The organism is Rothia sp. HMSC061D12 (assembly GCF_001836735.1).
In the GTDB taxonomy this organism is placed as follows: Bacteria; Actinomycetota; Actinomycetes; order Actinomycetales; family Micrococcaceae; genus Rothia.
Genome location: NZ_KV830305.1, coordinates 525516 through 537844, shown reverse-complemented (window position 1 = coordinate 537844; position 12329 = coordinate 525516). Strand labels below are relative to the sequence as shown.

10 protein-coding genes are annotated in these 12329 nt (G+C 59.9%); 9 read left to right on the top strand and 1 reads right to left on the bottom strand.

All coding sequences use genetic code 11. The features are described from left to right. Positions 1–461: 461 nt before the first annotated feature. Positions 462–1730, bottom strand: a complete 1269-nt coding sequence (locus HMPREF2682_RS02080; RefSeq protein WP_049327232.1) for a DUF349 domain-containing protein — start codon at positions 1728–1730, stop codon at positions 462–464. A gap of 312 nt (positions 1731–2042) precedes the next feature. Here HMPREF2682_RS02080 and hisS point away from each other — a divergent pair, with 312 nt between their 5' ends. The 9 genes from hisS (at position 2043) to HMPREF2682_RS02035 (ending at position 12266) form a co-directional block, all read left to right on the top strand. Next, positions 2043–3404, top strand: a complete 1362-nt coding sequence (gene hisS / locus HMPREF2682_RS02075; RefSeq protein ID WP_070830923.1) for a histidine--tRNA ligase — start codon at positions 2043–2045, stop codon at positions 3402–3404. A gap of 821 nt (positions 3405–4225) precedes the next feature. Then, on the top strand, positions 4226–4720 hold the full coding sequence (locus HMPREF2682_RS09555) for a DUF559 domain-containing protein (RefSeq protein WP_246827237.1): 495 nt from the start codon (positions 4226–4228) through the stop codon (positions 4718–4720). 238 nt (positions 4721–4958) lie between these two features. Next, on the top strand, positions 4959–6731 hold the full coding sequence (gene aspS, locus HMPREF2682_RS02065; RefSeq protein ID WP_044145827.1) for an aspartate--tRNA ligase: 1773 nt from the start codon (positions 4959–4961) through the stop codon (positions 6729–6731). A gap of 193 nt (positions 6732–6924) precedes the next feature. Continuing rightward, positions 6925–7452, top strand: coding sequence for a P-loop NTPase family protein (locus HMPREF2682_RS02060; protein ID WP_070830916.1), 528 nt, complete (start codon positions 6925–6927; stop codon positions 7450–7452). 106 nt (positions 7453–7558) lie between these two features. Beyond that, the gene (dtd, locus tag HMPREF2682_RS02055; protein ID WP_070830913.1) at positions 7559–7993 is read left to right on the top strand and encodes a D-aminoacyl-tRNA deacylase; all 435 of its coding nucleotides are present in this window, start codon (positions 7559–7561) and stop codon (positions 7991–7993) included. A gap of 185 nt (positions 7994–8178) precedes the next feature. Further along, positions 8179–9684 (top strand): replication-associated recombination protein A, encoded by a 1506-nt coding sequence (locus HMPREF2682_RS02050; protein ID WP_070830910.1) that lies wholly within the window; start codon positions 8179–8181, stop codon positions 9682–9684. Between the two features lie 718 nt (positions 9685–10402). After that, the gene (rpsD, locus tag HMPREF2682_RS02045) at positions 10403–11035 is read left to right on the top strand and encodes a 30S ribosomal protein S4 (protein WP_070830909.1); all 633 of its coding nucleotides are present in this window, start codon (positions 10403–10405) and stop codon (positions 11033–11035) included. Positions 11036–11340: 305 nt separating this feature from the next. Next, entirely contained in the window at positions 11341–11772 is a 432-nt protein-coding gene (locus tag HMPREF2682_RS02040) for a DUF948 domain-containing protein (RefSeq protein WP_070830906.1), read from the top strand. Further along, the gene (locus HMPREF2682_RS02035) at positions 11772–12266 is read left to right on the top strand and encodes a peptide chain release factor 4 (RefSeq protein ID WP_070830903.1); all 495 of its coding nucleotides are present in this window, start codon (positions 11772–11774) and stop codon (positions 12264–12266) included. Before HMPREF2682_RS02040 ends, HMPREF2682_RS02035 begins: the two co-directional genes overlap by 1 nt. Positions 12267–12329: the final 63 nt, after the last annotated feature.

Sequence of the window (12329 nt, the reverse complement as noted above, 5' to 3'; positions counted from 1 at the left end):
GACGATGGGTAAGAAGGATAACCCGAACCCGCGCCTACGCAAGGCCGATATCCGTACCGGTCAGCGTTGGCACCTGAACGACAATGGCGACGGGGACACGGAGTATTCGCTGCATCGCGACTGGCCCGATATGTAAACCAGTTCTGACCCGACATATAAATAACCGCTGCAGGCGGCCCCGAATGTTTGAACATTCGGGGCCGCCTGCTTTTTAGACAGAGGTTTTCGATAGGTTAGTGTCTTCACCGTGGGTCTTTAACCCGCGTTAAAGTCACTAACCTATCGAAAATCCATGAACCCGGTGCGCCCTCCATCTGCATCGGGTGGGGGCGCGAATATAACCCCCCCGCAGACATGCAGAAGCCACATGTGTTTCGAGAAGCCACCAAAGAAGTGGCTTTTCGAAACACATGTGGCTTCTCGGCGTTAATTAGACCGTTATTTAGGCCGTCGGCTAGACCCTAGTTGCCGAAGCCCTGCAGGGTTGCTGCCCAGGCGCGGCGCGCCTCCAGAGCTTCCTTAGCCTTGGCGATCTTCTTAGAGTCGCCGCCCTTTTCAGCTGCTGCGAGCTCTGCTTCCAGTTCGGCGAGGGAGTCCTCGATCTGTGCGAGCAGGGAGTTCGCGCGTGCCGCCTTGGCGGGGTCGTTGCGCTTCCACTTTGCCTCTTCGGCGCCGTTGATTTCGTCCTGAATACGGCGCAGTTCGCCGTCGACGCGGCGCAGGTCGTTGCGGGGTACGCGGCCTGCCGCATCCCAGCGGTCCAGGATCTTCTCGAAGGCTGCCTTCGCGCCCTCAATGTCTTCGACGGGCAGGAGTGCGCGTGCTTCTTCGAGCAGCGCTTCCTTGACCTTGAGGTTTTCGGCGTAGACTGCGTCCTGCGCTGCTTCGGCTTCGTTGCGGGCGTTGAAGAACACGTCCTGTGCCGCGCGGAAGCGTGCCCACAGCTTGTCGTCTTCGCGACGGTGGCCGCGGGGTACCTGCTTCCAGGCGCGCATCAGGTCGCCGTATACGCGGGAAGTCTCAGACCAGTCAGTCGAGGTGGACAGCTCTTCCGCACGTGCAATCAGCTCTTCCTTGGCGCGCTTGATGCGTGCGTTGCGGTCGTCGAGCTGCGAGAAGTGTGCGCGGCGGTTGCGGTCGAAGGTGGTGCGGGCTGCGCGGAAACGCTTCCACAGCTCGTCCTCTACGCTCTTTGCCAGGTGAATTTCGCGCTGTGCCTTCTTCCACGCTTCGAACAGTTCGTTCATGCGGGAGTGGGAGTTCTTCCAGTGGATCTGGTCGGGGTCCTGGCCGGCGATCTGCTCGGCTTCCGCGACGATTTCTTCGCGGACGGCGAGGGCGCGTTCACGGTTTTCGGTGCGTGCCTGCTGCTGCTTTTCGCCGAGTTCAGCGATCTGCTCTGCGAGGGAGATGAGGCGCTTCTGCAGACCGGAGTAGTCACCGACCATGTTGCGCACACCAATCTGTGCGCCGATGGAGGTGATGCCCTTCTGCAGGTCTGCGGCGGGGGCGTTGTTGGCGAGGCGGGATTCGAGCAGGGCAACCTGCGCCTCGACGTTTTCAAACTTGCGGGCGAAGTAGCTGAGCGCTTCTTCTTCGGAGGCGCCGGGCAGCTGGCCTACGGCGTATTCTTCGCCGTCGACAATGACGAAGACGTGGCCGTCCTCGGAGACGCGGCCGTACTGGCGTGCCTTTTCGAGGTTTACAGTGTCGTCGGGTTTAGTAGTCACCGCTATAACTCTTTCACTCGGGGGTGCTGGGGGTGGGGCGCCTTTGCGCTGTTCCCCGTGGTGGGCACCCGTTTGGGTGTGCGTGTGCACCTCCTAAGCATAGCCTCTGTGGGGTGTGTGTGAGTAGTGTCTGGTCGTGTTGTGTTGTGGGCGAACCTTCGCACGGACGGTTTGCGGCGGGTTTGTACGGGTTTACGCCGGACGGGGCGGGGGAGTGCGTGCTGTGCTGGGGTGGGTGTTGGTATGATGGGTAGATGTGCCCGGCGTGTTCCGGGGTTTTGTTGTCGAGTTCTTTGTCAAGGAGTATCGAGTATGGCTCGCAAGGCTTCGCTGTCTGGTTTTCCCGAGTATCTTCCGGCTGAGCGGTTGGTTGAGAATCATGTTCTGGACACTTTGCGTGAGACTTTTGAGTTGCACGGTTTCTCCCCGATTGAGACTCGTTCGGTAGAGACTATTGAGCAGCTGCTGCGCAAGGGTGAGATTGACAAGGAAGTTTACGCAATTTCTCGCCTGCAGGAGGATGAGGCCGCGAAGGCTAAGGAAAAGCTGGCTCTGCACTTTGATCTGACCGTGCCGTTTGCCCGTTACGTGGTGGAGAACGCCGGTTACCTGAATTTCCCGTTCTCGCGTTACCAGATTCAGAAGGTGTGGCGTGGTGAGCGCCCGCAGGAGGGTCGTGCCCGCGAGTTCACTCAGGCTGATATTGACGTGGTTGGTGACGGCGAGCTGCCGTTCCGTTACGACGTGACCCTGGCGCTGGTTGTTGTCGATGCGCTGTCGAAGCTGCCGATTCCCGACTTCAAGCTACGCGTGAATAACCGCAAGCTGGCCGAGGGCTTCTACCTGGGCCTGGGCCTGACCGACACCGCGGCCGTGCTGCGCTCCATCGACAAGCTGGAGAAGATTGGTCCCGAGCGCGTGGCTGAGGAGCTTCAGTCCGAGGCCGGTGCGAGCGCGGAGGCTGCCGCGGCCGCCCTGGAGCTGGCGCAGATCCGCACTGAGGACGCATCCTTCGTGGAGCAGGTGCGTGCGCTTGCTGCTAAGTATTCGGTGGAGCACGAGCTGCTGGATCAGGGTCTTGCTGAGCTGGCTGAGGTCATTGAGGAGGCGTCCCGCCGTGCGCCGGGTAAGGTGCTGGCTGACCTGTCGATTGCTCGCGGCCTGGACTACTACACCGGCACCGTGTATGAGACTGTTCTGGTTGGTCACGAGTCGCTGGGTTCGATTTGCTCGGGCGGCCGTTATGAGTCGCTGGCGTCGAACGGTAAGAAGACGTACCCGGGTGTTGGCCTGTCTATCGGCGTGACCCGAGTGGTGGCTCGCATCCTCTCGCAGGGTTTTGCGCAGGCGAGCCGTAAGGTGCCTTCGGCTGTGTTTGTTGCCTTGACGAATGATGAGGGCTGGTCGGCCGCGAATGATGTTGCGGATGCGCTGCGTGCCCGCGGTATTGCCTGCGAGGTGTCTGCGAATGCGGCGAAGTTCGGTAAGCAGATTAAGTACGCTGAGAAGCGCGGCATTCCGTTCGTGTGGTTCATTTCGTCGGATGAGTCGGGTGCCCCGGTTCACGAGGTGAAGGATATCCGCTCGGGTGAGCAGGTTGCTGCTGATCCGGCTTCGTGGATGCCGCCGGCTGAGGACCTGCACGTTCAGATTGTGCGTGCTGAGGGCCTGTAAATAGTAGGGGCCTGTAATCTTAGGGACTGTAATGCCTGCGGTGCTTGGCCGCTGTAGTATCTAGCTGCTTGTAGTGTTTGGCCACTGCAAGCCTGCATATGGATGTGTACCCGCCTGGTGGGGAGGATGTTGACCTCCCCGCCGGGCGGGTCTTTTTGTCGCACTTTCTGCCCTGTGAATTTGTGCCATGGTTTAGCGGCTTCTGTCGTAGGTAAAAACCATGGCAGAAAACGCTAAACTATGGCACAAAAATCTGGGGATACAACCTAAACCTGTGGATAACGGATATTTCCATAAAAACAGCGAAGTTATCCACAGATTTCACGAATAGGCCCCACAACTTCGCAGAGACTGCCAGGATAAAGCCTATGAACACCGCAAATATCCTGAACCCCCAAACCCAAGCCGCACAACCCCAAACCACACGCGCCGCCGAGCTGTATCCTCTCGTGCTCACCCCTCGCATCCTCAACTCACGAGGTATTGGAACCCGGCATATCCGCGCAATGGTAGCGGAAGGAACCCTACAACGTATCCAGCGAGGAGCCTATATTTATTCCCGCGATGCCCAGTCGCTCACTCCGGATGAGCGGCTTGCGGTACGGTGCATTGCTGCTCACCTCATGGGTCTTCAGGGGGTCTTTTCACACTCATCAGCCGCTGCACTTTGGGGGCTAGATGTACTCAATGCGCCCTCAATCGTGCACGTGTACAGTACTGCCACTAGTCCATCTGATAGGGGGCGCATCTGCAGGCACAGGCGAGGTTTTGATCCTAATGCGGTGACTACAATACCCGGTACACCCATCACGGTGACTACGGTGGCTCGCACTCTGCAGGATTGCGCTCGCACCATGCACTTTCGGGAGGCGGTGGTCCTCGCTGACTCCATCATGCGGCGGGGACTCTTGGAACCCCACGAGGTGACTGAGATTCTGCTGAACCTCACCGGGTACGGCGGTTCCTCCGGGCGTGCTCTGGCGCAGGCGGTGGATGCATCCAGCGAGTCGGCGGGTGAAAGCCTCACCCGGTGCCTACTCATGGAACACAGACTACCCCTCCCCGTAACGCAGTATCAGATTTCGTGCGAGGGTCGTAATTATCGGGTGGACTTCGCCTGGCCCGAGGCGCGTGTGATTCTTGAGTTCGACGGTGAACAGAAGTACCTGGACCACCCCGGCAGGGACCGGTATGAGGCAGCTCGCGACCGTGCCCTAGCCCGCGCCGGGTGGACGGTCGTGCATCTAACCTGGGCTGATATTTTTCAGAAAGAGCGGGAAGTTATTGCCCATCTTCGGGGGCTGCTCATGCGGTAAAGCCAACGTTACAAATTTCGACCATAGGTTAGCGTCTTCTGCCATGGTTTTTAACTACGACAGAAGACGCTAAACCATGGCACAAATCCACACCCCGCCTCCTCAACTCATTTTCTGACCCTCGACCTGCCCGGAGGGGATACAATATATGAGGCGCACGCAGTGTGCGCATATCATCAACCGCGTGTACCCGGCTACTGTCTATAGTCGTGAGGTGCCCGCTATGAAAGGAATGTCTGTGCTTCGCACTCACACCAACGGCGAGCTGACCGCCGCAAACATTGGAGAGACTGTTACCCTGACCGGTTGGGTGGCTCGCCGCCGCGACCACGGTGGTGTCGCTTTCGTTGACCTGCGTGACCGTGAGGGTGTCACGCAGTGTGTTTTCCACAATGAGGCTGATTTTGAGCACCTGCGCAACGAGTATGTGCTGCGTGTGACCGGTCTGGTGACTAAGCGCCCGGAGGGTAACGAGAACCCGAACCTGGCGACCGGCGAGATTGAGGTTGAGGTGTCCGCCGTTGAGGTGCTGAACACTGCCGCTCCGCTGCCTTTCCAGATTGACGAGCACGTTGAGGTGGGTGAGGAGGCGCGCCTGCGCTACCGCTACCTGGATCTTCGCCGCCCGGAGCCGGCTCGCATCATGCGCCTGCGTTCGGACGCGAACCGTGCGGCACGCAACCTGCTGGCCGAGGACGGCTACATTGAGGTTGAGACCCCGACCCTGACCCGTTCGACCCCTGAGGGTGCGCGTGACTTCCTGGTGCCGGCTCGTCTGGCTCCGGGTTCTTGGTATGCTCTGCCGCAGTCCCCGCAGCTGTTCAAGCAGCTACTGCAGGTGGGCGGTATTGAGAAGTACTACCAGATTGCTCGTTGCTACCGTGATGAGGATTTCCGTGCGGACCGTCAGCCTGAGTTCACTCAGCTGGACATCGAGGCTTCCTTCGTTGATCAGGAAGACATCATTGAGCTGGGCGAGCGCATCGTTGAGGCTGTGTGGAACCTGATTGATGTGAAGGTTCCCCGCCCGATTCAGCGCATGACCTACAAGGATGCGATGGAGAAGTACGGTACGGACAAGCCTGACCTGCGTTTTGGTCTGGAGCTGACTGAGCTGACCGAGTACTTCAAGGACACCACTTTCCGCGTTTTCAAGGCTCCTTACGTGGGTGCTGTTGTGATGCCCGGCGGTGCTTCTCAGCCTCGCCGTACCCTGGACGCTTGGCAGGAGTGGGCGAAGCAGCGCGGCGCTAAGGGCCTGGCTTATGTCCTCATTCAGGAGGATGGCGAGCTGACCGGTCCGGTGGCTAAGAACATTACTGACGCTGAGCGTGCTGGCCTGGCTGAGGCTACCGGTGCGAAGCCCGGCGACTGCATCTTCTTCGCTGCTGGTGAGGCTAAGGCTTCCCGTGCGCTGCTGGGTGCTGCTCGTGTTGAGATTGGTCACCGTACCGGCCTGATTAAGGACGGCGAGTGGTCCTTCGTGTGGGTTGTTGACGCTCCCATGTTCGAGTCTTCTGCTGAGGCTACTGAGTCCGGTGACGTGGCTCTGGGTCACTCCGCGTGGACTGCTGTGCACCACGCGTTCACCTCCCCGAAGCCCGAGTTCATGGATACTTTCGACACTGACCCCGGCTCGGCTCTGGCGTACGCTTACGACATTGTCTGCAACGGTAACGAGATTGGTGGCGGTTCAATCCGTATTCACCGCCGTGACGTGCAGGAACGCGTGTTCGCTGTGATGGGCATTGGTGAGGAAGAGGCTCAGGAGAAGTTCGGCTTCCTGCTGGATGCGTTCAAGTACGGTGCGCCGCCCATGGGTGGTATTGCGTTCGGTTGGGACCGTATTGTGTCTCTGCTGGCTGGCGTTGATTCGATCCGCGAGGTTATTGCGTTCCCGAAGACCGGTAACGGTTTTGATCCGCTGACTGCGGCTCCTGCACCGATTACTCCGGAGCAGCGTAAGGAAGCTGGCGTTGATTTCAAGCCGAAGAAGAAGGACGAGGAGTAATCTTCTCTAGTCTTTGGTCGTGCGCCCCGTAGGGGGTGCGGGCCTGTGCGGCGTGGGCCCGGCGGGCGTTGAGTTGTGCCGGGGTCGCCGTTGAGGGTGGGCTGTGTATTCTGCTGGTGCAGGGTCGCAGCCCACCTTTTGTATCAACTGGTGTGCGTGCCGATTTGTGTACTAACCAAAGGGGGAGGGGAACATGCGTATTCTGATTGCCGGCCCGAGCGGTAGCGGTAAGACGACGTTCGCGGCGCGGTTGGGGCGCCTCCTGGCCATTCCGCATACGGAGATGGACTCGTTGCATTGGGGTCCGAACTGGACTCCGCGCCCTAGTTTTGAAGCGGATGTTCAGACGCTCATTGAGCGGCCTGCGTGGATTACGGAGTGGCAGTATCCGCAGGTGCGCGGCCGCCTGCTGGAGCGTGCGGATGTGGTGATTTACTTGCACTATAGCCGTGCGGTGGTTATGTGGCGTGTGGTTCGCCGGACGGTGCGCCGTGCCGTGACGGGTCAGAGGCTGTGGGCTGATAATGTGGAGCCGCCGCTGAAGAATATTCTGCGCGACCCGGACAACATGATTCGGTACACGTGGAGGAGCTACCCGCACGTCGGGGAGTTGCTGGCGGAGGCTCGCGGGCAGCATCTGCAGAAGCGTTTTATTGAGTTTCGTACTCCGCGGGCGGCGAACCAGTTTTTGCGTGCCGTGCAGCTACGCGGTGTGCTCTGAGGCTGTTACTTCTAGAACTGCGGCTCCCCTAAACCAGCCGCCGAGAGTGGCGTCGAAAGAGATGTATGAGCCCGGTGAAGGCCGGCTCCAAGTTGAAAGGTGAACGATGCGAGTAGTTATTCAGCGCGTGACCCGCGCGGCGGTGCGCTTGAACGGCGAGACGGTCGGCGCGATTGACCAGCCCGGTTACCTGGTGCTGGTCGGCATCACGCACGGTGACGGTGCGGCGCAGATTGCGAAGCTTGCCGATAAGACCGCGAACCTGCGCCTGCTGGAGGGGGAGAAGTCCCTCCTCGATGAGGGCGCGCCCGTGCTGGCGGTCAGCCAGTTCACCCTCTACGGGGATGCGAAGAAGGGCCGCCGCCCCTCCTGGTCTGCTGCGGCTCCGGGTCCGGTGAGTGAGCCGCTGTTCAACGACTACGTTCAGGCGTTGCGTGAGCGTGGCCTGCACGTGGAGACCGGCGTGTTCGGTGCGGACATGCAGGTGGAGCTCGTCAACGACGGCCCGGTGACCCTGATTCTCGACAGCGAGACCCTCTAAGGTCGGCGCTTTCGATAGGTTAGTGGATTGCTCCTGGGTTTATAGCCTTGCCCAGGGGTTTAAAACCCACGGCGAAGACACTAACCTATCGAAAACCCGTGTGGTGTCACGCCGCGAGCTAAATCCGCAGCTATATATCCACACTCCGTACCCGCCTCCAGATTGTGAAACGATAGAGTAAGACTATGGCTGATTCCCTCTTTGATCTTGAGTTGCCCGATGACGGGGACCGCGTGAGCCTGATTGGTGCGCCCGCTGAGGAGCCCGCCTCCTCGCGCGCCTCTGCGTCGCGTGCGCACTCTTCCCGTTCGGCGTCTCGTGCACCTTTGGCGGTGCGCATGCGTCCGCGCACGATTGATGAGGTCCTCGGCCAGGAGCATCTGCTGACTCCGGGTGCGCCTCTGCGCGTTTTGGCGGGGGAGAACGCCGGCCCGGCTGGCCCGTCCTCGGTGATTCTGTACGGCCCTCCGGGTACGGGTAAGACCACTCTGGCGCATGTGATTGCGCGCGCGCCGGGCCGCAAGTTCGTGGAGCTTTCGGCGATTACCGCGGGCGTGAAGGACGTTCGCGCGGTCATGGATCGGGCGCTGCTCGACCGTGACATGTACGGCACGACCACCGTGCTTTTCCTTGACGAGATTCACCGTTTCACGAAGGCTCAGCAGGATGCGCTCCTGCCCGGTGTGGAGAACCGCTGGGTGATTCTGGTGGCGGCCACGACGGAGAACCCGTCGTTCAGCATTATTTCGCCGCTGCTATCGCGCTCGCTGCTGCTACGGGTTCATTCGCTGGAGCAGTCCGATATTGAGCGGCTGATTGACCGTGCTCTGGCTGACCCGCGCGGTTTTGGTGGTGCGGCGGTCATTGATGCGGATGCGCGCGCCCACCTCGCGGCAGTTTCCGGAGGCGACGCTCGCCGCTCCCTAACCTCGCTGGAGGCGGCGGCTGCGATTGCGTTTAGCGAGGCCGAACAGGCTTCGGCAGAATCTGCCCGCTCCGCTGAGGGTTCAGAAGACCCGGAGGGGGAGAAAGACCCGGAACCTACCGCGCCCGTGCGCATCACCCTGGCGCATGCTACGGAGGCGGTGGACCGCGCCGCGATCCGTTACGACCGTTCGGGCGATCAGCATTATGACGTGGTGAGTGCGTTCATTAAGTCCATGCGCGGCTCTGACGCGGACGCCGCGGTGCACTACTTGGCGCGCATGTTGGAGGGTGGCGAGGATCCGCGTTTTGTGGCGCGTCGCATCATGATTTTGGCGAGTGAGGATATTGGTTTGGCTGATCCGCAGGCGTTGCAGGTGGCGACGGCTGCGGCGCAGTCGGTGGCGCTGGTGGGCATGCCGGAGGCGCGTATTATCCTGTCGCAGGCGGTGATTTATTGTGCGCTCGCGCCGAAGTCGAACGCCGCGTATAACGCTATTAACCGCGCGATTGCGGATGTGCGTGCGGGTGCTTCGGGTCAGGTTCCGGTGCATTTGCGTGATGGTCATTATGCGGGGGCTAAGCAGTTTGGTCACGGCGTGGGGTATGTGTATGCGCATGATGAGCCGGGGCATGTGGCGGCGCAACAGTACCTGCCGGATACTCTGCGCGGTACGGTCTACTACGAGCCCACGCAGCACGGTTTTGAGCGTACGTTGACGGAGCGTCGTGAGCGTATCCGCAGGATTCTTGACGGCGGCAACTAGCCGCGCCGATTCATCGCGTGAACTAATCGCGCGAACTAGCCGCGCGCATCAATCACACGAAACCAGCCGCGCGGGAGGGTTCGCCGGGCAGCTTACTGCGCCTCCTAAAAGACCCCACCGCCTAAAAAGAGGGTAAACAGAAAGCGGTGCGCAGTACCTCGGTAGTACTGCGCACCGCATCAGAGTTTTGAGTTGTGATAGACGTCTTGACTGTCGGCCAATCCCGGAAGGGCGGAGGTCAAGCTTGTTATGGTCTCTAGTCTAGGCGATATGGGAGTCTGATTCAAGCTATTCCCATAGATTCACAGGTTAAAAATAACGAAATGATTACAATCCAACATTGTGGCGCCGCAATTTTTCGGGGAAGGCGCACCTAAATAGCGCTGACGGGTGCAAATATTTTCTGTTGGGGTTGTGTGGGTCAGTGTCAAAAACCCACATGCACCGTGATGTGGGCCAAAGATTCCCTGAAAGGCTGGTAAAGCCGGGGCGCATCCGGTAAGCTTGACGGGTCTGGCAATTACTGTGCCCGCATCCGTGCGTGCGTCAGTAATGTAGCTGCGGGGTACTCTGCCCCGAGCTCTCCGCCCCACCGCCGTACAGCAACGACCGAACCGGTCGCGTACGGATCCCGGCGGGGTCAACCGAGGAGGCCAGTATTCAACAGACCGAGGCCCCACCCGTGAGGGTGCAGGAGCCTCACATAGAAAGGTAGATTGTGGCTAAGCACAACCGCACCCGCCGTACCGTGCGTCAGTCCCGTGCCCTGGGCATTGCACTGACCCCGAAGGCAGAAAAGTACCTCGAGCGTCGTCCTTACGGCCCCGGCCAGCACGGCCGTGCCCGCAAGAAGGCTGACTCCAACTACGCTACCCAGCTGAAGGAAAAGCAGCGTCTGCGCGCTCAGTACAACATCCGCGAGGCACAGATGCGCCGCGCATACCTCGAGGCTAAGCGCATTGAGGGCCAGACCGGTAAGAACATGGTCGAGCTGCTCGAGACCCGCCTCGACGCTCTGGTTCTGCGTGCAGGCTTCGCCCGCACCATTGCACAGGCACGTCAGATGGTTGTTCACCGTCACATCATGGTTGACGGCGTTCGCGTGGACCGCCCCTCGTTCCACGTCAAGCCCGGCCAGCTGATCCACGTTCACCCCAAGGCTGAGAAGACTGCCCCCTTCCAGGCTGCGGCTGCTGGCGAGCACCAGGCAGTTCTGCCCGAGGTTCCCGCATACCTGAACGTTGAGATCGAGAAGCTGCACGCAAAGCTTGAGCGCAAGCCCAAGCGCGAAGAGATCCCTGTGATCTGCGACGAGCAGCTGGTCGTTGAGTACTACTCGCGTCTGGCATAATCTCGATTTTTCGAGAAGCAACCCGTCCTGCACCGGTTCGGTGGGGGCGGGTTGTTCCCGTTTAACGCGCGGGTTTTGGGGCTTATACACCAGAGGGGAGTGGCGCCGCTGAACCTGTGAATCTTCCGTCGCTGGGAGTTTCATGAGAGTTTAAGGGGCGCTTGAAGGATTTATCGACTAAAATAAGGGATTGAGCTGTGTATATAGTCCTGAACTGTGTATGCAGTCCGGCTGCGTGCCACGGTGGCACGCGGTCCTGTACGACTATTGATAAGCATCATGCATTGAGCGGAATGGGGTTATAGATGACCGGCGGAGATATTGCGGGCCTGATTGCAGCGGGAGTTTTTGCGATTCTGGTGGCTCTGCTTGCGCTACCCATTATTCGCTTGACTAAGGTGTTTGATGAGCTGATCGTGACGATTCGTTCGCTGAACCAGAGCACCGGCCCCCTCATTGAAGAGGTGACCCGCACTGTGGTGACTACTAATGAGCAGTTGGAGAAGGTTGACGACATCACCTCGAACGTTTCGGACGCATCCGCGAACGTTTCTGCACTGTCCTCGCTGGTGACTTCGACTGTGGGTCAGCCGCTGATTAAGGTTGCTTCCTTCTCGTACGGTGTGCGTCAGGCATTCCGTGGCGGTAAGTCCGGCGATGCACACGGCAACACCCACGCCGGCGGCCAGTACGGTTCGGCACAGGGCGGCTCTTACTCTGCAGGCGGTGAGAACTAATGGGTCTGCTTCGTTCAGCTCTTCTGCTTGGCGCCGGCGCGGCGGTTGGTTACTTCGCTTCCAGGCGTGCCGCCTCCGAACCTGCTCAGCGTACCCCCGGCAGCGCCCTGCTCATGCGTGAGCACGGTGAGATTGCCCTCAACCCGGAGTCTCAGATGGGAAAGTTCTTCGATTCGCCGATTGGCAAGCCCCTGCAGCCGTATGCGTTGCGTGCTGTTGAGTTCGCCGCCCGCGTGCGTGAAGGCATGCAGGAGAAGGAGATGGAGCTCAACGCTAAGGTGGAGCGTCAGAAGCAGGATTTGCGTCCTGGTTCTCTGGACACCTGGGATCGTCAGATGAGCTCGGCTGAGATTGAGTCCACGAACCGCCGTCTGGCGGAGCGTGAGCTCATTGAGGTGGAGGCTGAGATTGCCTCCTTGGAAGAGGCTCAGAAGCGAGCGCGTGAGCAGCGTATTGCGCGTGACCGTCAGCTCGGCGACGGCTTCTTCAACTAGGTTTTAAAAGGTGGTGCTTTTGTCCGTTAACCACGGTACGAGGGTGGCTCGATTAGCCATTTT